19 protein-coding genes and 1 pseudogene are annotated in these 26,513 nt (G+C 65.0%); 14 read left to right on the top strand and 6 right to left on the bottom strand.

The features are described 5' to 3' along the window. Nucleotides 1-10: 10 nt before the first annotated feature. From LXM55_RS02125 to LXM55_RS02100, 6 genes are all read left to right on the top strand, one after another. Nucleotides 11-3,190 carry an efflux RND transporter permease subunit gene (locus LXM55_RS02125; protein ID WP_233318167.1) on the top strand — a complete coding sequence of 1,060 codons (3,180 nt, stop codon included), beginning with the start codon at nt 11-13 and terminating at the stop codon, nt 3,188-3,190. Beyond that, nucleotides 3,187-4,608, top strand: a complete 1,422-nt coding sequence (locus LXM55_RS02120; protein ID WP_233318165.1) for an efflux transporter outer membrane subunit — start codon at nt 3,187-3,189, stop codon at nt 4,606-4,608. The genes LXM55_RS02125 and LXM55_RS02120 overlap by 4 nt, the downstream gene beginning before the upstream one ends. 273 nt (nt 4,609-4,881) lie before the next feature. Continuing rightward, entirely contained in the window at nt 4,882-5,781 is a 900-nt protein-coding gene (locus LXM55_RS02115; RefSeq protein ID WP_233318163.1) for a bestrophin family protein, read from the top strand. 74 nt (nt 5,782-5,855) lie between these two features. After that, nucleotides 5,856-6,911, top strand: coding sequence for a tetratricopeptide repeat protein (locus LXM55_RS02110; protein ID WP_233318160.1), 1,056 nt, complete (start codon nt 5,856-5,858; stop codon nt 6,909-6,911). 237 nt (nt 6,912-7,148) lie between these two features. Then, nucleotides 7,149-8,651 (top strand): ATPase domain-containing protein, encoded by a 1,503-nt coding sequence (locus LXM55_RS02105; RefSeq protein WP_233318159.1) that lies wholly within the window; start codon nt 7,149-7,151, stop codon nt 8,649-8,651. Beyond that, complete coding sequence (locus LXM55_RS02100; protein WP_233318157.1) at nt 8,648-10,318, top strand: ATP-binding protein; 1,671 nt, start codon at nt 8,648-8,650, stop codon at nt 10,316-10,318. The genes LXM55_RS02105 and LXM55_RS02100 overlap by 4 nt, the downstream gene beginning before the upstream one ends. A 9-nt stretch (nt 10,319-10,327) precedes the next feature. Here LXM55_RS02100 and LXM55_RS02095 read toward each other — a convergent pair whose 3' ends face one another. The 5 genes from LXM55_RS02095 to LXM55_RS02075 form a co-directional block, all read right to left on the bottom strand. Further along, the gene (locus LXM55_RS02095) at nt 10,328-10,705 is read right to left on the bottom strand and encodes a response regulator (RefSeq protein WP_159890641.1); all 378 of its coding nucleotides are present in this window, start codon (nt 10,703-10,705) and stop codon (nt 10,328-10,330) included. Nucleotides 10,706-10,804: 99 nt separating this feature from the next. Continuing rightward, nucleotides 10,805-11,986: a hybrid sensor histidine kinase/response regulator gene (locus LXM55_RS02090; protein ID WP_233318155.1), complete on the bottom strand. Its 1,182-nt coding sequence runs from the start codon at nt 11,984-11,986 to the stop codon at nt 10,805-10,807. Beyond that, nucleotides 11,976-12,584, bottom strand: coding sequence for a chemotaxis protein CheB (locus LXM55_RS02085; protein ID WP_233318153.1), 609 nt, complete (start codon nt 12,582-12,584; stop codon nt 11,976-11,978). Before LXM55_RS02085 ends, LXM55_RS02090 begins: the two co-directional genes overlap by 11 nt. After that, nucleotides 12,581-13,396 (bottom strand): CheR family methyltransferase, encoded by an 816-nt coding sequence (locus LXM55_RS02080; RefSeq protein ID WP_233318151.1) that lies wholly within the window; start codon nt 13,394-13,396, stop codon nt 12,581-12,583. The genes LXM55_RS02085 and LXM55_RS02080 overlap by 4 nt, the downstream gene beginning before the upstream one ends. Further along, nucleotides 13,396-16,944 (bottom strand): response regulator, encoded by a 3,549-nt coding sequence (locus LXM55_RS02075; protein ID WP_442799720.1) that lies wholly within the window; start codon nt 16,942-16,944, stop codon nt 13,396-13,398. The genes LXM55_RS02080 and LXM55_RS02075 overlap by 1 nt, the downstream gene beginning before the upstream one ends. A 200-nt stretch (nt 16,945-17,144) precedes the next feature. On the opposite strand from LXM55_RS02075, the gene LXM55_RS02070 reads away from it, so the two are divergent. The 8 genes and pseudogenes from LXM55_RS02070 (at nt 17,145) to LXM55_RS02040 (ending at nt 24,945) form a co-directional block, all read left to right on the top strand. Next, nucleotides 17,145-17,504: a response regulator gene (locus LXM55_RS02070; protein WP_233318147.1), complete on the top strand. Its 360-nt coding sequence runs from the start codon at nt 17,145-17,147 to the stop codon at nt 17,502-17,504. Nucleotides 17,505-17,589: 85 nt separating this feature from the next. Then, nucleotides 17,590-18,888, top strand: a complete 1,299-nt coding sequence (locus LXM55_RS02065; protein ID WP_233318146.1) for a glycosyltransferase — start codon at nt 17,590-17,592, stop codon at nt 18,886-18,888. 36 nt (nt 18,889-18,924) lie between these two features. Beyond that, nucleotides 18,925-19,044: pseudogene (locus LXM55_RS32590) on the top strand (AraC family transcriptional regulator); the annotation flags it as partial. 247 nt (nt 19,045-19,291) lie between these two features. Next, the gene (gene efeU / locus LXM55_RS02060; RefSeq protein WP_233318143.1) at nt 19,292-20,140 is read left to right on the top strand and encodes an iron uptake transporter permease EfeU; all 849 of its coding nucleotides are present in this window, start codon (nt 19,292-19,294) and stop codon (nt 20,138-20,140) included. An 8-nt stretch (nt 20,141-20,148) separates the two neighbouring features. Next, entirely contained in the window at nt 20,149-21,348 is a 1,200-nt protein-coding gene (efeO, locus tag LXM55_RS02055; protein WP_233318141.1) for an iron uptake system protein EfeO, read from the top strand. Nucleotides 21,349-21,363: 15 nt separating this feature from the next. Then, nucleotides 21,364-22,674: an iron uptake transporter deferrochelatase/peroxidase subunit gene (gene efeB / locus LXM55_RS02050; RefSeq protein WP_233318139.1), complete on the top strand. Its 1,311-nt coding sequence runs from the start codon at nt 21,364-21,366 to the stop codon at nt 22,672-22,674. Between the two features lie 32 nt (nt 22,675-22,706). Continuing rightward, nucleotides 22,707-23,531: an iron uptake system protein EfeO gene (gene efeO, locus LXM55_RS02045; RefSeq protein WP_233318137.1), complete on the top strand. Its 825-nt coding sequence runs from the start codon at nt 22,707-22,709 to the stop codon at nt 23,529-23,531. 214 nt (nt 23,532-23,745) lie between these two features. Then, on the top strand, nt 23,746-24,945 hold the full coding sequence (locus tag LXM55_RS02040; protein ID WP_233318135.1) for an MFS transporter: 1,200 nt from the start codon (nt 23,746-23,748) through the stop codon (nt 24,943-24,945). 97 nt (nt 24,946-25,042) lie between these two features. On the opposite strand, the gene pssA is transcribed toward LXM55_RS02040, so the two are convergent. Further along, entirely contained in the window at nt 25,043-26,386 is a 1,344-nt protein-coding gene (pssA, locus tag LXM55_RS02035; protein ID WP_233318133.1) for a CDP-diacylglycerol--serine O-phosphatidyltransferase, read from the bottom strand. Nucleotides 26,387-26,513: the final 127 nt, after the last annotated feature.

Raw genomic sequence — 26,513 nt, 5'->3', positions numbered from 1 at the left:
GACTCTCAAGATGAATTTTTCCCAGTTCTTTATTTCAAGGCCGATCTTCGCCGCGGTGCTGTCGCTGCTGATCCTGATCGCCGGCGCCATCTCGCTGTTCCAGCTGCCCATCAGCGAATACCCGGAAGTGGTGCCGCCGACCGTGGTGGTGCGCGCCAACTTCCCGGGGGCCAACCCGAAAGTCATCGGTGAAACCGTGGCCGCGCCACTGGAACAGGCGATCACCGGGGTCGAGAACATGCTCTACATGTCCTCGCAATCCACCGCTGACGGCAAGATCACCCTGACCATCACCTTCGCCCTGGGCACCGACCTGGACAACGCCCAGGTGCAGGTGCAGAACCGCGTGACCCGCACCCAGCCCAAGCTGCCGGAAGAAGTGACGCGCATCGGCATCACCGTGGACAAGGCCTCCCCCGACCTGACCATGGTGGTCCACCTGACCTCGCCGGACAAACGCTACGACATGCTCTACCTGTCCAACTACGCCCTGCTCAACATCAAGGATGAGCTGGCGCGCCTGGGCGGCGTGGGCGATGTGCAGCTGTTCGGCATGGGCGACTACTCGCTGCGGGTATGGCTGGATCCGAACAAGACTGCCTCGCGCAACCTGACCGCCACCGACGTGGTCACCGCCATCCGTGAACAGAACCGCCAGGTCGCCGCCGGTGCCCTGGGCGCGCCGCCTGCGCCGACCGCCACCAGCTTCCAGCTGTCGGTCAACACCCAGGGCCGCCTGGTCACCGAGGAAGAGTTCGAGAACATCATCATTCGTTCCGGTAGTGACGGTGAAATCACTCGCCTGAAGGACATCGCCCGCATCGAGCTGGGGTCGAGCCAGTACGCCCTGCGTTCGCTGCTCAACAACCAGCCGGCGGTGGCGATCCCGATCTTCCAGCGCCCGGGCTCCAACGCCATCGAGATCTCCAACGAAGTGCGGGCCAAGATGGCCGAACTCAAGCAGAGCTTCCCGCAGGGCATGGACTTCAGCATCGTCTACGACCCGACCATCTTCGTCCGCGGCTCCATCGAAGCGGTGGTGCACACCCTGTTCGAAGCGCTGATCCTGGTGGTGCTGGTGGTGATCCTGTTCCTGCAGACCTGGCGCGCCTCGATCATCCCGCTGGTCGCGGTACCGGTGTCGCTGATCGGCACCTTCGCGGTGATGCACCTGTTCGGCTTCTCGCTCAACGCCCTGTCGCTGTTCGGCCTGGTGCTGGCCATCGGCATCGTAGTGGACGACGCCATCGTGGTGGTGGAGAACGTCGAACGTAACATTGGCCTGGGCCTGAACCCGGTGGAAGCCACCAAGCGCGCCATGCGTGAAGTGACCGGCCCGATCATCGCCACCGCCCTGGTGCTGTGCGCGGTGTTCGTACCGGCGGCCTTCATCAGCGGCCTGACCGGGCAGTTCTATAAGCAGTTCGCCCTGACCATCGCCATTTCCACTGTGATCTCGGCCTTCAACTCCCTGACCCTGTCGCCGGCCCTGGCCGCGGTACTGCTCAAGGAACACCATGCACCCAAGGACCGCTTCTCGAAGATCCTCGACACGCTGCTGGGGGGCTGGCTGTTCAAGCCGTTCAACCGCTTCTTCGATCGTGCCAGCCACGGCTACGTCGGCACCGTGCGCCGGGTCATCCGCGGCAGCGGCATCGCCCTGTTCCTCTATGCGGGCCTGATGGTGCTGACCTGGTTCGGCTTCGCCCACACCCCGACCGGTTTCGTTCCGGCCCAGGACAAGCAGTACCTGGTGGCCTTCGCCCAACTGCCGGACGCCGCCAGCCTGGACCGCACCGAAGACGTGATCAAGCGCATGTCCGACATCGCCCTCAAGCAGCCCGGCGTGGAAAGCGCGGTGGCCTTCCCTGGCCTGTCGATCAACGGCTTCACCAACAGCCCGAACAACGGCATCGTCTTCGTCACCTTGAAGCCCTTCGATGAGCGCAAGGACCCGAGCATGTCCGCCGGCGCCATCGCCGGGGCCCTGAACGGCAAGTACGCGGACATCCAGGACGCCTACATGGCGATCTTCCCACCGCCGCCGGTACAGGGCCTGGGCACCATTGGCGGGTTCCGCCTGCAGGTGGAGGACCGCAGCGGGCTGGGTTACGACGAGCTGTATAAAGAAGTGCAGAACGTCATCACCAAGAGCCGCAGCGTGCCGGAACTGGCCGGGCTGTTCACCAGCTACCAGGTCAACGTGCCCCAGGTCGATGCCGCCATCGACCGGGAAAAGGCCAAGACCCACGGCGTGGCGATCTCCGACATCTTCGACACCCTGCAGATCTACCTGGGTTCGCTGTATGCCAACGACTTCAACCGCTTTGGCCGCACCTACCAGGTCAACGTCCAGGCCGAGCAGCAGTTCCGTCTCGAGCCCGAGCAGATCGGCCAGCTGAAAGTGCGCAACAACAAGGGCGAGATGATCCCCCTGGCGACCTTCATCAAGGTCAGCGACACCGCCGGTCCCGACCGCGTGATGCACTACAACGGCTTCGTCACCGCGGAAATCAACGGCGCAGCGGCCCCGGGCTACAGCTCCGGGCAGGCGGAAGCGGCGATCGAGAAACTGCTCAAGGAAGAACTGCCCAACGGCATGACCTACGAATGGACCGAGCTGACCTACCAGCAGATCCTGGCTGGTAACACCGCGCTGTTCGTCTTCCCGCTCTGCGTGCTGCTGGCCTTCCTGGTGCTGGCCGCGCAATACGAGAGCTGGAGCCTGCCGCTGGCGGTGATCCTGATCGTGCCCATGACCCTGCTGTCGGCGATTACCGGGGTGATCGTCTCCGGTGGCGACAACAACATCTTCACCCAGATCGGCCTGATCGTACTGGTGGGCCTGGCCTGCAAGAACGCGATCCTGATCGTCGAGTTCGCCAAGGACAAGCAAGAGGAAGGCCTCGACCCGCTGGCCGCGGTGCTGGAAGCCTGCCGCCTGCGTCTGCGGCCGATCCTGATGACCTCCTTCGCCTTCATCATGGGCGTGGTGCCCCTGGTGATCTCCAGCGGTGCCGGTGCGGAAATGCGTCATGCCATGGGTGTCGCGGTGTTCTCCGGGATGCTCGGGGTGACCTTCTTCGGCCTGCTGCTGACCCCGGTGTTCTATGTCCTGATCCGCAATTACGTGGAGCGCAGCGAGGCGCGCAAGGCCGCCCGCGCGCTGCAACTGGAGGCGCAACAATGAGTGCCAAAGTCTTCCTGCCGAGCCTGCTGGTACTGGCCCTGAGTGCCTGCGCCGTCGGCCCGGACTACCAGACTCCAACCACCGAGGCGGCGCACATCAGCGCCGCCACCGATGGCGCCGCGGGCCAGAAGAACTTCGACCGCGCACGCTTCGAAGGCATCTGGTGGCAGCAGTTCGATGACCCGACCCTCAACCAGTTGGTGAGCCAATCCTTGCAGGGCAACCGTGAGCTGCGGGTGGCCTTCGCCCGCTTGCGGGCCGCCCGGGCGATCCGCGATGACGCCAGCAATGACGCCATGCCGACCATCACCAGCCGCGCCAGCAGCGACCTGGGCAAGGGCCAGATCCCCGGCCAGACCACCAAACGGGTCAAGAGCGAGCGCTACGACCTGGGCCTGGACATGGCCTGGGAGCTGGACCTGTTCGGGCGCATCCAGCGCAACCTGGAAGCCACCGACGCCGACCAGCAGGCCGCCGAGGCCGACCTCTACCAACTGCAGGTGACCCTGGTCGCCGAGCTGGTGGACGCCTACGGCCAGCTGCGCGGCGCGCAACTGCGGGAAAAGATCGCCCTGGCCAACCTGGACAACCAGCAGACCTCGCGCAAGATCACCGAAAGCCTGCGCGACGCCGGGGTCGGCGACCAGCTCGACGTGGTCCGTGCCGATGCCCGCCTGGCCTCGGTGGAAGCCAGCGTGCCGCAACTGCAGGCCGAGCAGACCCGCCAGCGCAACCGCATCGCCACCCTGCTGGGGGAACGGCCGGACAAGCTCAGCGTCGACCTGTCGCCGGCACAACTGCCAGCCATTGCCAAGGCCCTGCCGATTGGCGACCCGGGCGAGCTGCTGCAGCGCCGTCCGGACATTCTCAGCGCCGAACGCCAACTGGCGGCGGCCACCGCGCGCATCGGCGTGGCCAAGGCCGACCTGTTTCCCAAGGTCAGCCTCAGCGGCTTCCTCGGCTTCACCGCCGGGCGCGGCTCGCAGATCGGCTCCTCGGCGGCCAACGCCTGGGCCCTGGGCCCGAGCATCACCTGGGCCGCCTTTGACCTGGGCAGCGTGCGCGCCCGGCTGCGGGGTGCCAATGCCAACGCCGATGGCGCCCTGGCCAATTACGAACAGCAGGTGCTGCTGGCCCTGGAAGAATCGGAAAACGCCTTCAGCGATTACGGCAAGCGCCAGCAACGGCTGATCTCCTTGATCCGCCAGAGCGAGTCCAGCCGCGCCGCCGCGGACCTGGCCGACATCCGCTACCGCGAAGGCACCGTGGATTTTTTGGTGCTGCTGGACGCCCAGCGTGAACGCCTGGCGGCCGAAGATGCCCAGGCCCAGGCCGAAGTCGACCTGTACCGCGGCATCGTCGCTATCTACAAGGCCCTCGGCGGTGGCTGGCAACCGGAGACGGTAGCCAGCAAGTAAGGATTTGCAACGAGCTCCTTTGGTTGGCCGCAACCAACCAATGTTTGGCCCCGTGGATCATTCGGTCGCGGGGCTTTTTTTTTGCCTGGCACAACGCCCCTTCGCCGGCACGCCGGCTCCTGTAACAGTCCGCGCACCACCTCGCAGGAACGTCGCACGGCCTGAAGCACCGTGATAGAGGCCGTCGATCACGCAGTCGGCGATAGCGATTGGACAGCCCAACGGCACGCTCCTACTCTTCACTCGCCGCGTAGTCGCCCTGGCCTCAAGCCCATGATTGTCCGCCCCAAGCCGAACCTGATCAGCATCCTCTTCGCCCTCAAGGGCTCGATCGCCAAGCGCATTGCCTTGCGCTGCATGCTGATCACCCTGCTGGCTTCGGTCATCGTGCTGGTGGAAACCCTGCAACCGACCTACTTTTCCAAGGTCAACGCCACCCCCTTCACCCTGCTGGGGCTGTCGCTGTCGATCTTCATGAGCTTTCGCAACAACGCCTGCTACGACCGCTGGTGGGAAGGCCGCAAGCAGTTGGGCCAGTTGATCATCGAGGTGCGCTCGCTGATCCGCGAAAGCCTGGTCATCGACGGTAATCCCGAGCGCGAGGGCCTGCTGCGCGACCTGTGCGGCTTCGCCCACAGCCTGATCGCCCGCCTGCGCCATGAAGACGAAGCCGCCGCCCTGCAACCCTGGGCCCAGGCCCCTGTCGACTCAAGGCATCCGAACCTCACCGACGCGCAGTTGCAACGCATTGGCCAGCGCTGCTCGCAGTGGGCCCAAGCGGGGTTGATCAGCGAGTGGCGCTACACCCAGATGGAAACCCGGCTGGTCAGCCTGAGCCTGGTGCAAGCCGCCTGCGAGCGGATCCAGAACACCCCGCTGCCCTTCCCCTACACCTTGCTGCTGCACCGCACCATCTACCTGTTCTGCATCCTGCTGCCGTTCGCCATGGCCGAACCACTGGGCTGGCTGACGCCGATCTTCACCGCCATCGTCAGCTACACCTTCCTCGGCCTCGACGAGATCGGCGACGACCTCGAAGACCCCTTCGGCTATGACGACAACGACCTGCCCTGCAGCGCTCTATTACGCGGCCTGGAACGTGAAGTCCTGGCAGCGCTGGGGCAAACCGAGCTGCCGCCGCTGCTGGAACCCCGGGAATACGTGCTGACCTGAACCCAGGTTTGACTCAAGCCGGTTCCTGACCGAAGCTTGCGCCTTCCCAAAGTCGCCAGCTTCCGGATTCCTGCATGCCCCTGCCCCGTCGCTACCTGCTGATCAGCCTGCTCATCGTCATCGTTCTGGCCCTGGCCTGGAGCTTTCTGCGCAGCAGCCCGCCGGCGGTGCCCGAAGCCATCAAGCATGGCTACGGCGCGGCCCTGGAAAAGGCCCGCAATGGCCAGCCCGGCGCGGCGCGGGTGCTTTACCAGCAACTGGGACGGCCCGACCTCAACGATCAGCAACGCATTCGCCTGCTGGCGGTGCTGGCCAACTACCCCAGCCCGCAGGCGCTGAAACTGGCGGACGCCGACCTCTACCACCCCTCCGCCGAGGTGCGCAAAGCCGCGATCAAGAGCGTCCTCGGCCTGGTGCCCAGCGGCCAGCGCAGCCTGCTGCTGGGGCCGTTGCTCGACGACCACGAGCAAAGCGTGCGTTTTGCCGCCGTGGACGCCCTGCTGGGCCTGAGCCCGGATGACCAGGGCCTGTACTTCGGGCCGCTGCAACAGGTGATCGACGAATACACCCAGGTGCTCAAGACCCGGGGCGACGACGTCGAGGCGCAGTACCAGCTGGCCCGCCTGTACCTGCACAACGCCGATCTGCCCAAGGCCCAGCAAACCCTGGAACAGGCCCTGCGCCTGGCCCCGGACAATCTGCAGGCGGTGGTGCTGCAGATCGAGGTGCTGGACAAGCAGGGGCAAAGCGACGCCGCCCGGCAATTGCTCGCCAAGCAACTGCAGGCACAACAGGATTCGGCCTACCTGCAACATGCCCTGGGGCTCTGGCTGCTGCACCACGGCCAGGGTGAATTCGCCCTGCTCGGCCTGTCCCGGGCGGTGGAACTGGAACCCAACAACGCCGCCTACCGCTACGACCTGGCCACCACCCTGCACAGCGAGCAGGAGCTGGAGGCGGCGCAAAAGCAACTGGAAGAAATCGTCCAGCGCCAGCCCTACAACCGCAAAGCCCGGGTGCTGCTGATCAGCTACTGGAAAGAGAGCGGCCAGTTGCAGAACGTCCAGGTCCTGCTGGCCCAGCTGGAACAGCAGAACCCCGACGACCCGGCCCTGCAGCAAGGCCTGTAACCCTCCACCTGGGCGAAGCTGCGAAAAAGCCCGCAGGGCCTTGCTTGGCGATCGCCCAACACCCCTCTGGCGCCCCTGAGCTCGCGGCGTCTCCTGCGCAGCCGTTCGCAGCCCGCGGCAGCGGCCACACAAAAAGGTTGAACCGCGCCAGTAGCAGGCGGTCAAGTGACTTATCAGCGATATCAAGGCGCCCGTCGCCATCGCCGATCACCTGGACCAATTGTGCGAGGGCATTGTTTGTCGACCTCATCTGCGTTGCTCAGCGAAAAAGCCGCCACTGGCGTCGAAGGCCTGGACGACATCCTCTCTGGCGGATTGTCACGCGGCCACGTATTCCTGCTGGAAGGCGAACCCGGCACCGGCAAGACCACCGTGGCCTTGCATTTCCTGCGTGCCGGCGCGGCCGCCGGTGAGCGCTGCCTGTACATCACCCTCTCGGAAACCGAGCGCGAGCTGCGCCAGGGCGCCCAGTCCCATGGTTGGCAGCTGGACCACAACATCCATATCTTCGAGCTGATCCCGCCGGAAAGCCTGCTCAACGCCGAGCATCAGCAGAGCCTGCTGTATTCCTCGGACCTGGAGCTGGGGGAAGCCACGCGGCAGATCTTCGAAGTGGTGGAACGGGTCAAGCCGACCCGGGTGGTGCTCGACAGCCTTTCGGAAATCCGCCTGCTGGCGCAAAGCTCCCTGCGCTACCGGCGGCAGATCCTGGCGATCAAGCACTACTTCGTGCGCTACGACGCCACCGTCCTGCTGCTCGACGACCTGACCACCGAATCCCTGGACAAGACCGTGCACAGCGTGGCCCACGGCGTGGTCCGCCTGGAAGAGCTGACCCCCAGCTACGGCGCCGAGCGGCGGCGCATCCGCGTGGTGAAATACCGTGGCCAGAAGTACCGCGGCGGCTTCCATGACTTCACCATCATGGGCGACGGGGTGCAGGTGTTCCCGCGCCTGGTGGCGGCCGAGCACCGTGGCCAGTACGAGCGCCTGACGCTGACCAGCGGCATCAGCGAGATGGACGCGTTGCTCGGCGGCGGCATCGAAAGCGGTTCCAGCACCCTGATCCTCGGCCCCGCCGGGACCGGCAAGTCGCTGATCTCGATGATCTTCGCCGCCGCCGCGGTGGCCCGGGGCGAGAAGGCCGCGCTGTTCATCTTCGATGAAGAACTGGGCCTGCTGTTCGAACGCATGCGCCACATGGGCATCGACCTGGCGGCCCTGCAGGCCAGCGGCAACCTGGTGATCGAACAGGTGGACGCCGCCGAGCTGTCGCCGGGGGAACTGTCCTACCGGGTGCGGCGCTGCGTCGACCAGGGGCGGATCAAGACCGTGGTGATCGACAGCATCAACGGCTACCAGGCCGCGATGCCCGAGGAAAACGCCCTGGTGCTGCACATGCACGAGCTGCTGCTGTACCTCAACCGCAAGGGCGCCGCGACCTTCATGACCGTGGCCCAGCACGGCCTGGTGGGCGACATGCAGGCCCCGGTGGACATCACCTACCTGGCCGATACCGTGGTCCTGCTGCGCTACTTCGAGGCCCTGGGCAAGGTGCGCCGGGCCATCTCGATCATCAAGAAGCGCACCGGCAGCCACGAGTCGACCATTCGCGAGTACCGCATCAGCAGCCGTGGCCTGACCATCGGCGCACCGCTGGAAGCCTTCCAGGGCGTCTTGCGCGGCGTGCCCACCTACCTGGGCGAGAGCAAACCATTGCTGCGGGACGAGGGGCCATGAGCCCCGAGCTGGAATTTTCCGAGCGAGCGCTGCTGCTCACGCCCCACGGCCGTGACAGCCAACTGGCGCAGATGATGCTCAAGGAAGCCGGTTTCAGCAGCCTGATCACCCCGCACCTGCCGGCACTGTGCGCCGAACTGGAGCACGGCGCCGGGCTGGCGATCATCGCCGCCGAGGCCCTGCGCGGGGTCGACCTGGCCCCCCTGCTGCGGCATCTGGAGCAGCAACCGGCCTGGTCGGACCTGCCCATCGTGCTGCTGACCCAACACGGCGGCCCCGAGCAGAACCCGGCGTCGCGCTTCAGCAACCCGCTGGGCAACGTCAGCTTTCTCGAACGACCGTTCCACCCGGCGACCCTGATCAGCCTGGTCAGCGCCGCCCTGCGCGGCCGGCGCCGGCAATACGACGCCCGCGACCGCCTGATCGACCTGAGCCAGAGCGAACTGCGCCTGCAACGCACCCTGGAAACCCTGGAGCAGCAGGTGGAAGAGCGCACCGCACAGTTGAGGCACAACGAAGAGGCGCTGCGCCAGTCGCAGAAAATGGAGGCCGTGGGCCAGCTCACCGGCGGTATCGCCCACGACTTCAACAACATGCTCACCGGCATCATCGGCAGCCTGGAGCTGCTGCGCCGACGCCTGGCCCGGGGCCGCACCGAAGACCTGGACAGCCTGATCGACCTCGGGGTGACCTCGGCCAACCGGGCCGCCGGCCTGACCCACCGCCTGCTGGCCTTTTCCCGGCGCCAGTCGCTGGATTCCAAGCCCGTGGAGATGAATGCCCTGGTGACGTCCATGGGCGAATTGCTGCAACGCAGCCTGAGCGAAAGCATCCAGCTGGACATGCGCCTGGACCCGCAGCTGTGGGTGGCCGAAGCCGACCCCAACCAACTGGAAAGCGCCCTGCTCAACCTGGTGCTCAACGCCCGCGATGCCATGCCCAATGGCGGCCGGCTGCTGGTGGAAACCCTCAACCAGCGCCTGGAGCCGGCGTTCGTCCAGGCCCACGACAACCTCGTGCCTGGCGACTACGTGCTGTTGCGGGTCAGTGACAATGGCTGCGGCATGCCCGAGGCGATCATCAACCGGGTGTTCGACCCGTTCTTCACCACCAAGCCCATCGGCCAGGGCACCGGGCTCGGGTTATCGATGATCTATGGCTTCAGCAAGCAGTCCCGTGGCCATGTGAACCTCAGCAGCACCCTGGGCCGGGGCACCGAAGTCAGCCTGTACCTGCCGCGTTTTGCCGGGGACCTGGAACAGGCCGAACAGCCCCTGGCGCATCAGCCGCCCAGCGCGCAAAACGGTGAAACCGTGCTGATCGTCGAGGACGACCCGGCCGTGCGGGTGCTGGTCAGCGCGGTGCTCGGCGAACTGGGCTACGCCTTTCTCGAAGCGGGCGACGCCCGCAGCGCCATGCCGATCCTCGACTCGGCGCAACGCATCGACCTGCTGATCAGCGACGTCGGGCTGCCGGGCATGAACGGCCGGCAACTGGCGGAGATCGGGCGGCAGATCCGCCCGCAACTGAAAGTCCTGTTCATCACCGGCTACGCCGAGCACGCAGCGGCCCGTGGCGGTTTTCTCGAGCCCGGCATGCAGCTGATCACCAAGCCATTCACCTTCGACCTGCTGACCGCCAAGGTGCGGGAAATGATCCGCGACTGAGGGCGCGGATCAAGCCAGCAGCTTCTGGATCTGTTCCTGCAGGCTATTGAGGTCGAAGGGCTTGGCCAGGATCGGCGCCTTGCGGGTGATGGGGCTGCCGCATTCGAGGATCTCGTTGGGGTAGCCACTGATGAAGATCACCTTGAGGTCGGGGCGCAGCTTCACCGCCGGCTCGGCGATCATCACCCCGGTAATCCCGCCCGGCAGGCGGTAATCGGTGATCATCACGTCCAGGTGCGGCTTGCTGGCCAGGATCTCGAACGCCTGCTCGCCATTCTCGGCCTGCAGCACCCGATAGCCCAGGCCCGACAGGTAGTCGGCCAGAAGCATCAGGATCACCGGTTCATCTTCGACGATCAGTACGACGTCTTGTGCATCTTCACTCATGGAAAACCTTTGCTAAGCCAATTGCTGCTGTTACGACCATTGGGTCACGCAGAGGTTGCGTCTGCGTGACGCTTTTAATGATTCACCGGCCAACAGGCCTCACAGGGGCAGGCTGACGCGAAACAGCGCGCCCTCGCCGATCCGGCTTTCAACACTGATGCTGCCGCCGTGGGCGGTGACGATCTGTTCGGAAATGAACAGCCCAAGCCCAAGCCCCGCCGCCACATGGCTGGCGCTGACCCGCTCGAACTGCTGAAAAATGCGTTTCTGGTTGTCTTCACTGATGCCAATGCCATGGTCCTGCACCTCGACCCAGGCCTCGCCGCCCTCAGCATAGACCCTGACCTCGATGGGGCTCTTGGCCCCGTAGCGCAGGGCGTTGGTCAGCAGGTTGGAAATCACCTGCTCGATACGGAACTCATCCCATTGGCCTTCCAGGGGCTGCTCGGCCTGCAGCGTCAGGGACGACTGCGCCGCCTCCACCTGGGGGGCGAAATTTTCCACCAGCCCGCGCACCAGTTGCGCCAGGTCGAAGCGGGTGGGCCGGATCGACAGCTTGCCGGTACGAATCCGCGAGATGTCCAGCATGTCCTCGATCAGGCGGATCAGGCTTTTGATCTGCCGCTCATCGCGGTCGACCATGGCGTGCATCTTGTCCAGGCTGAAGGCCGCAGCGTTCTCCCGGGCCAGGTGCATCTTGCGCAGTTGGGTCTCCAGGATCAGGCCGTTGAGCGGCGTGCGTACCTCGTGGGCGACGATCGACATGAAGTCATCGCGCATGCGCACCGCCTGCTCCAGCTCGTTCTGGGTGGCCTGGAGCTTTTTCAGCAGCGCCTCCTGCTCGCGTCGGCTCTGTTCCAGGGCCTCGACCTGCTGTTTCATCGCCTTGCTCTGGCGATACAGGTCGACGAACACGTTGACCTTGCTCTTCACCGCGTGGATATCCAGCGGCTTGTGCAAAAAGTCCACCGCCCCGCTCTCGTAGCCCTTGAAGGCGTAGTTGAGCTCGCGGCCAGCAGCGCTGACGAAGACGATGGGGATGTTCTTGGTCTTCTCGGTGCCGCGCATCAGCTCGGCCAGTTCGAAGCCGTTCATGCCGGGCATCTGCACATCGAGGATGGCCATGGCGAACTCATGCTGGAGCAGCAGCGACAAGGCTTCGTCGGCCGACAGCGCCTTGTACACCAGACGGTCCTCGCGCTTGATCAGCGCCTCCAGGGCCAGCAGGTTCTCCGGCAGATCGTCGACGATCAGCAGCTTGGCTTGAATCTTACTTAACATGGGTTCCTTCCAGCTCGACAAGCAGACGGCTGATGCCGCGCAAGGGGAGAATGTAGTCCGGTTGATGCAGGGCCAGGGCCGCCTCCGGCATGGTCGAGACATGCGCCTCGCGGGGGTCCTGGACGATGGTCAGGCCACCCTGGCGCTTGACCTCGGCCAAACCGCGGGCTCCGTCGTGGTTGGCCCCGGTCAACAGCACGGCGGCAAGGTTTTCGCCATAGGCATCGGCGGCGGACTCGAACAGGTAGTCGATGGCCGGACGCGAATGATGCAGTCGCTCCTCCTGGCTCAGCGACAGGCTACGGTCCTGCTCCACCGACAGGTGATAACCGGGCGCGGCGAAATACACCGTGCCGGGCACGATCGGTTCCTTGTCGTCGGCTTCCTTCACCGACAGCGCCAGGCGCCGGTCGAAGACCTCGGCCAGCTGGCTGCGTCGCTCGTCGGGCAAGTGCAGGACCACGATCACCGGCAGGCCGAACCCCCGGGGAAAGCCGCCGAACAGGTTCAGCAAGGCCTCGACGCCACCGGCGGAAGCCCCCACCACGACGGCCTCGACCCGCGACCAGGGACCCCGGCTGACAATCTCCTGGTTCATGTCTTGCGATAGATCCGTTCTTGTTTGACCAAGGGCTCGAAGTGCTTGCCATAAGCGGAGAAATCCAGGGTTTCCTTGCTGCCCAGCACCAGGAAACCACGATGGCAGAGGGACTCATGAAACAGCCCAAAGGCCCGATCCTGCAATTTTTTATTGAAGTAAATCAATACGTTACGACAGGATATTAATTGTGTTTCGGAGAATACGCTGTCGGTGGCCAGGCTGTGATCGGCAAACGTCACGTTCTCTCGCAGGCTCTTGTCGAAGATCGCGTAGTCGTAGGCCGCGGTGTAGTAGTCGGCAAACGAGCGCTGGCCGCCGGCCTGCTGATAGTTATGGGTGTAGGCCCGCACGTTCTCCAGGGAAAAGATGCCTTGCTTGGCCTTTTCCAGGGAACTGGGGTTGATGTCGGTGGCGTAGATGATGGTGCGTTCCAGCAGCCCCTCTTCGCGCAGCAGGATGGCCATGGAATAGACCTCCTCGCCGGTGCTGCAGCCGGCGATCCAGATCTTGATCGACGGGTAGGTCTTGAGCAGCGGTACCACCTCCTGGCGGATCGCCAGGAAATGCGACGGGTCGCGAAACATCTCGCTCACGGGAATGGTCAGGAACTGCAGCAGTTGCATGAACGCGGTCGGGTCGTACAGCACCCGCTCCTGCAGCGCGGAAATGGTCTTGCATTCGAACTGGCGCAAGGCGTGGTTGACCCGGCGCTTGATCGAAGCGCCGGAGTAGTCACGGAAGTCGTAGCTGTATTTCAGGTAGATCGCTTCGATCAGCAAACGCAGTTCGATCTCGGTATTACGCTCCACTAAATTCTTTCCATCTTCGGTAGCCACACACGGATAAGGGAAAACAGCCGGTCCAGATCGATCGGCTTGGCCAGGTAGTCGTTGGAGCCGGCCTGCAGGCAGCGCTCCTGGTCGTCCTTCATGGCCTTGGCGGTGACCGCAATGATCGGCAGCTTGCGCCAGCGCGGGTCCTTGCGGATCTGCACCGTGGCTTCGAAACCGTCCATCTCCGGCATCATCACGTCCATCAGCACCAGGTCGATGTCTTCCACTTCATTGAGCCTGGCAATCGCTTCATGGCCGTTACGCCCGATCACCACCACCGCGCCCTTGTGTTCCAGGGCGCTGGTCAGGGCGAAGATGTTGCGCACATCGTCATCCACCAGGAGGATCTTGCGGCCCTCGAAGACCTTGTCGCGGCTGCGGGCGGTCTTGAGCATCTTCTGCCGCTCATGGGACAGCTGGGATTCGACTTTGTGCAGAAAAAGTGTCACTTCGTCCAGCAGGCGCTCCGGCGAGCGCGCGCCCTTGATGATGATCGAACGGGAGTACTTGCGCAGTTCGGCCTCTTCGTCGCGGGTCAGGTTGCGCCCGGTGTAGACGATGACCGGCGGGAAGGAACAGATGTCTTCGGTGGACATGCGCTTGAGCAGGTCGTTGCCGAGCATGTCCGGCAGCTTGAGGTCGATGATCATGCAGTCGTAGACGTTCTCGCGCAGCAGGTCCAGGGCATCCTGGGCCAGGCCCACGGCGGTGATCTCGATGTCGTCGTCGCCGATCAGCCGGGCGATGCTGTCGCGTTGCAGGTCGTCGTCCTCCACCAGCAGCACGCGCTTGACCTTCTGCGTCAGCTTGGCTTCCAGGCGCGCGAAGACATCCTTGAGCTCCTCGCGGGTGGTGGGCTTGACCGCGTAACCCACCGCGCCCATGTGCATCGCCGCCTCCACCCGGTCTTCGACCGAGATCACGTGCACCGGAATGTGCCGGGTCTGCGGCAGCTCCTTGAGCCGCTGCAACACGGTCAGGCCGGAGTGATCGGGCAGGCGCATGTCCAGCAGGATCGCATCGGGGATGAACTGCTCCGCCAGGCTGTAGCCCTCATCGGCGCCGTGGGCCACCAGGCAGTGGTAACCCAGCTCGTGGGCCAGATCGAAGAGGATGCGCGCAAAGTTCGCCTCGTCTTCCACCACCAGGATGCAGCGGCCGCTGAACGGCGCCTTGTCGCGGTCATCGGCGAAACGCGGAATCTGCGCCACCGCGGCTTCGACCACCGGTTGTTCCGGGCTCGGCAACTGCGGCTTGGCCGCTGGCATTGCCGGGGCTGCGGCGATGATCAGCGGCTCGGCCGCCTCTTGATAGTGTTCCGGCAGCACCAGGGTGAAGATGCTGCCGCGCCCCGGCTCGCTGCTGACGCTGATGGAGCCACCGAGCAGGGTCGCCAGATCGCGCGAGATCGACAAGCCCAGGCCGGTGCCGCCATAGCGCCGGTTGGTGGTGCCGTCAGCCTGGCGGAAAGCCTCGAAAATGCTTTCCTGCTGGTCCTCGGCGATGCCGATCCCCGAATCCTGCACGGCGAAGGCAATGCCGGCCCCCGGCTGGGCGGAAACGGTCAGGCTGACCTGGCCCTTCTCGGTGAACTTGACCGCGTTGGACAGCAGGTTCTTGAGAATCTGCTCGACCCGCTGGCGATCGGTGAACAGCTTCTGCGGCGCTCCCGGTTGCAGCTCCACCTGGAATTGCAGGCCCTTGTCCTGGGTCAGCGGCTGGAACAGGCTGCGCAGGCCATCCACCAGGCGCGGCACGCTGGCGCTCTCCGGGCGCACCTCGAGTTTGCCGGCCTCGACCTTGGAAATGTCCAGGATGTCGTTGATCAGGTTCAGCAGGTCATTGCCGGCGGAATAGATCGACTCGGCGAACTTGACCTGCTCGGCGCTGAGGTTGTCCTGGGGGTTTTCCGCCAGCAGCTTGGCCAGGATCAGCGAACTGTTGAGCGGCGTGCGCAGCTCGTGGGACATGTTGGCGAGGAACTCGGACTTGTACTTGCTGGAGCGCTGCAACTCTTCGGCACGCTCCTCGAGCTGGGTCTGCGCGTCGTTGAGCTCGCTGTTCTTGCGGTCCATGGCGTCGCGCTGCTCGGCCAGTATCTGCGCCTGCTCGGCCAATTGTTCGTTGGTCTGCTCCAGTTCCACCTGCTGGGTTTCCAGGTGCACCTGGGATTCCTTGAGGATGCGCGACTGCTCTTCCAACTCTTCGTTGGCGGTCTTGAGCTCTTCCTGCTGCACTTGCAGCTCTTCATTGAGCTGCTGGGTTTCGGCCAGCACTTCCTGCAGGCGCTGGCGGTAGCGCGCGGCCTCGATGGACGTGCCGATATTGCCGGCGATCAGCTCCAGCAACTCGACGTCGCGATCGCTCAGGGCGCGCAGGAAACCCAGCTCGATTACCCCGTTGACCCGTTCATCGTCACGGGTCGGCACCACCAGCACGCTGCGTGGCGAGCCATCGCCCAGGCCGGAACTGACCTTGAAATAATCCGCCGGCACCTCGTCCAGGCGGATCAGGCGCTGGTGCTGCGCAGCCTGCCCCACCAGCCCTTCGTCACCGTACAGCGACTGATCCTGGGCTTCCTGCTCCCGAGAGAAGCCATAGGAGGCCACGCGCTTGAGGCCGCCGTGCTCCTCGCGCACATACAGCGCCGCCACCGGCGTCCCCAGGTACTGGGCGCAGAACTGCAGGATATTGCGCCCCAGCAGGTTCAGGCTGAGCTGGCCGAGCATCTGTTCGGCCAGCTCGGTCTGCCCATTGCGCAACCAGGCCTGCTGTTCCAGGCGCTGGGCACTCTTTTGCTGGGCCTCGAGGTTGTCGCTGTAGCTCTTGGACAGGGTCAGCAGGTCACGGCGCCCGACGTACGCCAACAACCCGCTGATGCCCACCACGAACAGCAGGTACAGCGCCACGCTGAACAGGGTGCTGCGGGTGACACTCTCGCTGCGCTCCAGGCGCAACTGCTGCTCCAGGCTCACCGCGTCGTCGTATTCCTTGCGGATCTCGTCAGTCAGGCGCTTGCCCCGTCCGGCCTGCACCGCGGCGCGGTAGTCGCCACTCTGCCGGCGCAACTCGATCATGCCCTGGGCAAAGGTGTTCCATTCCACTTGCAGGGCTTCCAGGCGCTTGAGCCGGTCGACCTGCTGCGGGTTGTCCGCCACCAGTTCCTGCAGGCCGCGCAATTCACTGACGATCCGCGGCTTGGCCACTTCATAGGGGTCCAGGAAGTGCTCGTCGCCGGTGATCAGGAAACCGCGCATGCCGGTTTCCAGGTCGATGGTCAGGCGCGCCGCCTCGTTGAGATTGTTGATCACCCGGTCAGTGTGCTGCACCCACTGGATAACCGAGAGCAGGTAGGTGATCAGGGACACGAAAAAAACCGCGCTGAGCACGCCGACACCTAGCGGCAGGCTGACGTTGCGGGTCAGCAGCTTGCGGAAACTCTGTTCATCAACCGAGGACGGACGGATCATTTGATGGACCTTGGCGCTGGTGAAAAAAACGAAGTTTGCCCCACATTCAGCCATCGCAGCTATTTTTTATAACCCACGGATTCACAACTGCGATTTGACCTGCCCCAGGGCAAAGGAAGCGGTTATTCTTGCTGGCGCTTGTACAACCGCTTTTTTTTGTACAGCTTCGGGAACTTGTGGCCAACCGCCACTTACTGATGCACAGGGCCGCCTGTCGCAGCGCCCCGCACCCTTCATTTCTTGAGAGAGTTCCTATGCCCGCCAGCGCTTCCACCATCTTAGTCGTCGAAGACGATGCCATCGTGCGCATGTTGATTGTCGATGTTCTCGAAGAGCTCGAATTCAGCGTCCTGGAGGCGGATAGCAGTGACGCCGCGCTGAACCTGCTGGAAGACCTGGGGCAAACCATCGACCTGTTGATGACCGATGTCGGCCTGCCCGGCATGAACGGCCGTGAACTGGCCGAGCGTGCCCGGCAACTGCGCCCACAGCTGCCGGTGCTGTTCGCCAGCGGCTATGCCGAATCCATCGACGTGCCGGCGGGCATGGCGGTGATCGGCAAGCCCTTCTCCATCGACCAGTTGCGCGACAAGGTCCGCGGCATTCTCGGCTGACCCCGCCGGCGGCCTGCTCGGGCACGGGCGGGCTGTGGTTTAATGGCGACCTTTTTTTGCCCCCGCCTGCCAGGAATGCCCGCTCATGAGTCCCACCGCCGCAACCAAAGTCCTGATCATTGGTTACGTCTGGCCCGAACCCCGCTCCTCCGCCGCCGGCGGGCACATGATGCAGATCCTCCAGAGCTTTCTCGACCAGGGCTGGGACCTGACCTTCAGCAGCCCGGCCAACGAGGGCGAGCACAAGGAAGACCTGGCCGCCCTGGGCATCCGCGAATGCCCGATCGAACTGAACAACAGCAGCTTTGACCGCTTCGTCGCCGAGCTGGCGCCGGATATCGTGCTGTTCGACCAGTTCATGATGGAAGAGCAATTCGGCTGGCGCGTGGAACAGCACTGCCCGAACGCCCTGCGAGTCCTGGAAACCTCGGACCTGCAATGCCTGCGCCATGCCCGGCACCAGCGCCTCAAGGATTTTCTCAAGGGCGACACCGACGAGGACGACTTCAGCCCGCTGTTCGCCCAGGCACCAGCGCAAGAGTTCCAGCACATGGCCGAGACCGACCTGGCCAAGCGCGAAATTGCCGCCATCTATCGCTGCGACCTGAGCCTGATGATCTCCGAGGTGGAAATCCAGCTGCTGGAGCAGCAGTTCCGCCTGCCGCCGGCGCTGCTGCACTGGTGCCCACTGATGCTGGACCACTTGCCGGACGAATTCCCACCCTTCGAGCAACGGGCGCATTTCCTCAGCATCGGCAATTTTCGCCACGCGCCGAACTGGGACGCCGTGCTGTGGATGAAGAACCGCGTGTGGCCGCTGATCCGCCAGCAACTGCCCGGCGCGCAACTGCACCTGTACGGCGCCTACACCCCGCCCAAGGCCGCGGCGCTGCACAACCCGGCCCAGGGCTTTCACATCATGAACTGGGCCGAAGACGCGCTGCAGGTCATGAGCGCGGCGCGGGTCTGCCTGGCGCCCTTGCGTTTCGGCGCTGGTATCAAGGGCAAGCTGCTCGATGCCATGCTCTGCGGCACGCCGAGCGTGACCACCCCGGTGGGCAGCGAATCCATGTCCCAGGACGACCTGCCGTGGCCGGGCGCGGTGGCTGAATCCGCCAGCGCCCTGGCGGCGGCCGCGGTGCGCCTGTATCAGGATCAAGCGCTGTGGAGCCAGGCCCAGGCCGATGGCGCCCGCCTGCTGGAAGCCCGCTACCGCCAGCAGGTCCACGGCCCGGCGCTGATCCAGCGCCTGCACCACTGCCGCCAGCACCTGGAGCAACTGCGCCGCGACAACTTCACCGGCGCCATGCTGCGCCACCACCATCACAAGAGCACCCAATACATGGCGCAGTGGATCGAGGCGAAGAACCGCCCGGCCCCCTGACCCCGCCCCCCTCCCCGTAGGAACAATCGGCTTGCCGGCGACGAACCGGCGACCGACCTATGCTTTGAACCAGGCTGCCAGCCGCTCAAGGGCATGCCCCCCTCCCATTACCGCCGCCTGGCGGTGCAACGGCTGACCGGACAGAACCGCGGCTGAGCCGGGTCCATGCGCCAGCTTCCCGCAGGTTGGCAGCTGGCCGTTCGGGGCCCTTAGCCACATGCCTCTCGAATCCCCTTGCCGGCAAGCCGGCTCCACCAGGGTTGCTCAGGGCGCCGGAACCGTTCGCAACGGTAAACGAATCCCGTTCAGCTTACGTTCAGCCGTTGTCAATAATCTTCATTTGGCAATGAGTATCATTATGTTACAAATTGCTTCCCAGCCAAATTGACCCCACCGGTGCTGAATGCTCGTTCCATTTCTGATCATGTTGCGCGAAGGGATTGAAGCCGCGCTCATCGTTGGCATCATCGCCAGCTACCTGAAACAGACGGGCCGTGGCCAGTGGATGCCCGCCGTATGGATCGGCGTGTTCCTGGCGGCGGCCCTGGCCCTGCTGGTCGGCGGCGGCCTGGAACTGATGAGCGCCGAGTTCCCGCAGAAACAACAGGAGCTGTTCGAAGGCATCGTCGGCCTGGTGGCCGTGGGCATCCTCAGCTCCATGGTGTTCTGGATGCGCAAGGTGGCGCGTTCGATCAAGCACTCCCTGCACCAGTCGCTGGACCACGCCCTGGCAGGCTCCCGGCACCAGCTCATCGCGCTGATCGCCATGGTGTTCTTCGCCGTTGCCCGGGAAGGCCTGGAAACCGTGTTCTTCCTGCTGGCGGTGTTTCAGCAGAGCGAAGGCCCCGGCGCGCCCATCGGCGCCCTGCTCGGCCTGAGCGTGGCAATCGTCGTCGGTTTCCTGATCTACACCGGCAGCATGCGCCTGAACCTCGGGGCGTTCTTCCGCTGGACCGGGCTGTTCATCCTGGTGGTGGCCGCCGGCATCCTCGCCAACTCGGTACAGGCCCTGCATGAAGCCGGGATCTGGAACCACTGGCAGACGGTGCTCTTCGACTTCAGCGCCAGCCTGCCCATGGACGGCCCGCTGGGCTCGGTGCTGGCCGGCATGTTCGGCTACCAGGACGCGCCCACCCTCAGCACCCTCGGCGCCTATGGGTTGTACCTGGCGGTGACCCTGGTGCTGTTCTTCCTGCCCGGAGGCGCCCCCGCCAAGGCCCCCGGCTCAACGTCTTCCGTTTCCAGTCAGTAAGGCTCCCCATGACCCAGCAAGCCTCTCCCCAGGCCTCGCCGCCCCGCGCCTTGCGCTGGGCGGTGGCCGGCTCGGTGATCGTGATGATCGCCGCCGGCGGGCTGTTCTACTACGCCTCGCAACTGGCCGCCAGCAAGCGCCAGGCCCACCAGGGCGAGATCACCGTGACCATCCACCCCAAGCGCTGCGAGCCCAATGCGCTGACCGTCGCGGCCGGGCACGCCAGCTTTCGCATCGTCAACCGCTCCGATCGCGCCGTGGAATGGGAAATCCTCGACGGCGTGCTGGTGGTCGAGGAACGGGAGAACATCGCCCCGGGCCTGAGCCAGGTGATCAACGCCAACCTGCAACCGGGCGACTACGCCATTACCTGCGGGCTGTTGAGCAACCCGCGCGGCACCCTGCACGTGACCCCCACCGCACAGTCCGATGCCCAGGCCAAGGCGCGGCCCTCGATGGTGGCCTTTATCGGCCCGCTGTCGGAGTTCCGGGTCTACCTGAGCACCCAGGGCAGCGCCCTGATCAAGGCCGTGGCCAACTTGCAGCAAGCGGTTGAAGCCGGCGACCTGAAACAGGCCCAGGCCCTGTACCTGCCGGCCCGCGCCGCCTATCAGCGCCTGGCCCCGGCGGCCCAGCGCCTGGCCGAGCTGGACAACGGCATCAATGCCCGCGCCGACTACTTCGAGCAACGCGAACAGGACCCGGGCTTTGCCGGCTTCCATCGCCTGGAGTACGGCCTGTTCGAGCAACGCGACCTGAGCGGCCTGGCCCCGGTGGCGCAACGCTTGTCCAGCGACGTGGCCAGCCTCAAGCAACAGTTGCTGGCCCAGACCCTGGCGCCGGAACAGCTGGTCAGCGTGGTGGCGCGCAACATCCGCAGCCTGGCCGAGCAGCGGGCCAACAGCGGTGAAGAGGAACGCTACAGCCACAGCGACCTCAACGGTTTTGCCGCCAACCTGGAAACCACGCGCAAGGTCATCGACCTGCTGCGGCCGTTGCTGGCCAAGTCCGCCGCCCCGCTGCTGCCCCAGGTGGACAGCGCGGCCCAGGCCCTGGCGGCGCGCCTGGACAGCCTGCGCGACGGCTTCGGCTATGTGAGCTACGACAAGGTCAGCGCCGAACAACGCACAGAAATCGCCGACAAGGCCAAGGCCCTGGCCGACGCCCTCGACGGTATTGATCCCGCACTCGGCCTTTCCGGCCTGTAACCCGACGAGCCTTCCATGAACGATTCAGATCAATCCAATCCGTCTTTCAGCGCCCAACGCCGGCGCGTGCTGCTGGGCATGGGCGCCGCCGGCGTGGCGCTGGCCGGCAGCAGCCTGGGCGGTCCGGCCATGGCCGCCGCTCCGGCCCAGGTCACCGAGGCCCCGAGCAGCGACAAGACTCAGGACCGTCACGACTTCCACGGCCAGCACCAGAGCGGCATCGTCACCCCGCGCCCGACCTCGGGCATGCTGGTGTCCTTCGATGTGCTGGCCAGCGACCGCGACGACCTGGAGCGGCTGTTCCGCACCCTCAACGAGCGCATCGCCTTTCTCATGAGTGGCGGCCCGGTCACCCAGGTCGACCCGAAACTGCCGCCGCTGGACTCCGGCATCCTCGGCCCGGTGGTGACCCCGGACAACCTGACCATCACCGTCTCGGTGGGCGAATCGTTGTTCGACGAACGCTTCGGCCTGGCCGCCGCCAAGCCCAAGCGCCTGATGCGCATGGTGGGTTTCCCCAATGACGCCCTGGAGCCTGCCTGCTGCCACGGCGACCTGAGCCTGCAATTCTGCGCCAACACCGCCGACACCAACATCCACGCCCTGCGCGACATCGTGAAGAACCTGCCCGACCTGCTGCTGGTGCGCTGGAAACAGGAAGGCAGCGTACCACCCCAGGCCCCGGCCAAGCCCGGCGAACCGGCGCAGAGCGCGCGCAACTTCCTGGGCTTTCGCGATGGTTCGGCCAACCCCGACTCCAATGACCAGAAAGCCATGCAGCAGATCGTCTGGGTCCAGCCCGGCAGCGACGAACCGGCCTGGGCGGCGCACGGCAGCTACCAGGCGGTGCGGATCATCCGCAACTTCGTCGAACGCTGGGACCGCACCCCACTGCAAGAGCAGCAGAGCATCATCGGCCGGGTCAAGACCAGCGGCGCGCCCATGGATGGCCAGAAGGAAACCCAGGTTCCCGACTACAGCAAGGACCCCCACGGCAAGCTGACCAAGCTCGACGCCCACATCCGCCTGGCCAACCCGCGCACTGCCCAGAGCCAGCAGAACCTGATCCTGCGCCGGCCGTTCAACTACTCCAACGGCGTCAACAAGAACGGCCAGCTGGACATGGGCTTGCTGTTCATCTGCTACCAGGCCGACCTGGAAAAAGGCTTCATCGCGGTACAGACCCGCCTCAACGGCGAACCCCTGGAGGAATACCTCAAGCCCACTGGCGGCGGTTACTTCTTCACCTTGCCGGGGGTCACCGGCGCAGAAGATTTCATCGGCCGCTCGCTGCTTGCCGCCACCCGAACGAAAACCACGGCTTGACCCCCACACAACAACCCCCACGGAAACGCCCCATGAAAAAGTCGCCTCTCGCTGTGTTGCTGACCCTTGGCCTGCTCCACGCTCCACTGTCGGCGTTCGCCGCCACCGCGCCCCTGGAACTGGTGGGGCCGATCTCCGACTACAAGATCTACGTCACCGAACAGCTTGACGAACTGGCCAGCCATACCCAGCAGTTCACCGACGCGGTGAAACAGGGCGACCTGGCCACCGCCAGGAAGCTCTACGCGCCGACCCGGGTCTACTACGAGTCGATCGAACCGATCGCTGAACTCTTCAGCGACCTCGACGCGTCCATCGACTCGCGGGTCAACGACCACGAGCAAGGTGTCAAGGCCGAAGACTTCACCGGCTTCCACCGCCTGGAATACTCGCTGTTCTCGGAAAACAGCACCACAGGCCTGGGTGAGCTGGCCGAGCGCCTGAACAAGGACGTCAAGGACCTGCAGACCCGCGTTGCCGGCCTGACCTTCCCGCCGGAAAAAGTCGTGGGAGGCGCCGCCGCGCTGCTGGAAGAAGTGGCCGCGACCAAGATCTCCGGCGAGGAAGACCGCTACAGCCACACCGACCTCTACGACTTCCAGGGCAACATCGACGGCGCGAAGAAAATCGTCGACCTGTTCCGCGGCCAGATCGAGAAACAGGACAAGGCGTTTGTCGCCAAGGTGGACAAGAACTTCGCCACGGTGAACAGCATCCTCGCCAAGTACAAAACCGCCGACGGCGGCTTCATGACCTACGACAAGGTCAAGGACAACGACCGCAAGGCCCTGGTGGGCCCGGTCAACACCCTGGCCGAAGACCTCTCGACCCTGCGCGGCAAACTGGGCCTGAACTGAGCCCGACGCCCAGGCTCCTACACCGGTCGCCCCGCGCCGCCCTTGCAGGAGCTTGGCTTGCCAGCGAAGGCGACCTTGAGTTCAACACCCGCCTCAAGGCCCTCTTCGCCAGCCAGCCCGCGCCAACGGCATCATCACCGATGCAGATAAGGCTGGGCGGTGACGCGTTATCCCGTTAACGTTCACGGCCCATCGTTTTCATGGAAGACCCTGCATGTCCCGCTCCACGGCCACCAGCCCGCCACTGACCGCTACCCCCTTCTCACTGCTGCCGCTGATGGCCGCCTACATGGCCTGCACCATGTCGATGATGGCGTTCGTCTCGCTGATCGGCCCAATCTCCCGGGCGCTGCGCCTGGAGACCTGGCATGCCGGCGCCGCGGTGACCGTTTCCGGAGTGATCTGGATGCTCCTGGCGCGCCCCTGGGGCCAGGCCAGCGACCGCTTTGGCCGGCGCCGGATACTGCTGCTGGGCACCGCCGGCTTCACCCTCGCCTACTGGGGCCTATGCCTGTTCATCGACCTGTCGCTGCAAAGCCTGCCCAGCGTCGCCATGGCCTTTGTCGGCCTGATGCTCGGGCGCGGCCTGATCGGTGCCTTCTACGCGGCGATTCCGGTGGGCGGCTTCGCCCTGATCGCCGACAACGTCGAACCCGAGCATCGTGCCCGGGCCATGGCCACCCTCGGCGCGGCCAACGCCGTGGGCCTGGTGGTCGGCCCGGCAGTCGCCGCGCTGCTGGCGCGCTACAGCCTGAGCCTGCCGTTCTACGCCATGGCGGTGTTGCCGTTGCTGGCGCTCCTGGTGCTGCGCTACAAGCTGCCGCGCCAGGAACTGCACCTCAAGCATGCACCGACCCGGGTCCGGTTGAATGACCCACGGCTGCTGCGGCCGATGACCGTGGCCTTTGTCGCCATGCTGTGCGTGTCCATCGCCCAGATCACCGTCAGCTTCTATGCCCTGGATCGACTGCACATGAGCCCGGCCGATGCGGCGCAGACCGCCGGGGTGGCCCTGGCCATGGTCGGCGTGGCGTTGATCTGCGCGCAGCTGGTGGTGCGCAAGCTGGAATGGCCGCCATTGCGGATGATCCGCTACGGCGCGCTGCTGTCGGCGCTGGGGTATGCCGGCAGCATGCTGGTGGACAGTGCCTGGGGCCTGTGGCTGGCGTTCTTTGTTTCGGCGGCGGGCATGGGCGGGGTGTTTCCGTCGTTCTCGGCCCTGGCGGCGAATGCCGTGGAGGCCTCGGAACAGGGCGCGACCGCTGGCAGCATCGGCGCGGCCCAGGGCCTGGGCGTGGTCATCGGGCCGCTGGCCGGTAGCCTGAGCTACGCCGTCGAGCCGCGCCTGCCCTACCTGTTGGCGGCGATCCTGCTGGTGCTGATCGCCATCTGGCCACAACCCCGATCCCTGTAGCCGCTGCCGCAGGCTGCGAACGGCCCGCAGGATGCGCCGTTCTTGAGACCGCTGAAGGTCCTGCGCAGCGTTGCGCAGGCTCGGCGGTGGCGACAAGCTACAGCATGCGGTAGAGCAAGCGCTCGATGCGCACACGGCTGACCCGGCGCAGAAACTTGCCCACGGCCTCGGGGTAGTCCACCAGGCTGTCCAGGTACTGGAAATGCTCGATGCGCGTTGTGTGGCGATAGATCTGCGCCTGCTCGGCGCCGCGCGCCTCCAGCAATTCGCCCTTGGGGTCATCCAGCAACAGGGCGTTTTCCAGGTCCAGGCGAAACGCTCGCGGATTGAGGTTGTTGCCGGTGAGCAAGGTGTAGCGCTCATCGACCCACATGCCCTTGAGGTGGTAGGTGTTGTCGCCGTCACGCCACAGGTGCAGGTTCAACTGGCCACTGTCGATCACTTTCTGATGCCGCTTGGCGAAGCGTCGCAGGCTGATCTCGTACAGATAAGGCAGCGCCGCGATGACCTTGAACGGCTCGCTGGGCGGGATATAGAAGTCGTTGGCGGTCTTGTCGCCGACGATGATGTCGATCTTCACCCCGCGCTCCAGGGCCCGGTTGATTTCCCGGGTCACCGGCAGCGGCAGGTTGAAATACGGGGTGCAGATGGTCAGCTGGCGCTGGGCACCGGCAATCAGCTCGCAAATCACCCGGTTCAGCGGGTTGCCCTTGCCGACCCCGAGCAGCGGGCTGACCGTGAGCCCGCTCTTGTCCAGGCCACCGGCGGCGGTGTCGTAGGTCGCGTGCTTGAGGCGGCTGCGCAAATCACCGATATCGTTGCGCAGGCTGCGCGTGGTCGGCAGGTTCGGCAGGTCCAGACGGTGGACCGCCCGCGACTCCACCAGGCCGTGCTGCACCAGATGGTGCATGGAGTCGGCCAGGGCGGGGTTGTGCAGCAGGTGGTAACGGTCGAAGCGGTACTTGTCGAACTTGTGCAGGTACACGTTGTTCAGGCTGGCGCCGCTGTAGAGCACGCAATCATCGATGATGAAACCCTTGAGGTGCAGCACCCCGAACAGCTCCCGGGTCTGCACCGGCACGCCGTAGATCGGCACTTCGCTGGCATGGGTGCGGGTCATCTGCTGGTACCAGGCCGAGTTGCCCGGCTGCTTGCCGGCACCGATCAGGCCGCGCTGGGCCCGCAGCCAGTCCACCACAACCACCACTTCCAGCTCTGGGCGGGCGGCCTTGGCGGCGTGCAGGGCATCGAGGATTTCCTGGCCGGCTTCGTCCTGTTGCAGGTACAGCGCGACGATATAGATGCGCCGTCGGGCCTGGGCGATTTGCTCCAGCAGCGTGCAACGAAATTGTGCAGCACCGGTGAGCGTGGTGAAGGCCTCGGCAGCCAGCGGAAAGCTGCGCAGCTTGGGCAGCAGGGAACGTTTGAAAAGCGACGGCATAGGGCTCGCAGTGGCTCAAATCCAAAGAGCGCAAGAGCTTACACCATGCAACAGGCTGAGTCCCCTGCCAGACATGTACAAGGCCATTCCCTCGCCCTGTACGGCGAAGGAGCCCTCGGATGCTGCA

Origin of the sequence: Pseudomonas sp. Au-Pse12 (genome assembly GCF_021341665.1) — a bacterium.
GTDB lineage: Bacteria > Pseudomonadota > Gammaproteobacteria > Pseudomonadales > Pseudomonadaceae > Aquipseudomonas.
Note: the sequence above shows the minus strand (reverse complement) of the source record. Positions and strands in the feature narration are given on the sequence as shown.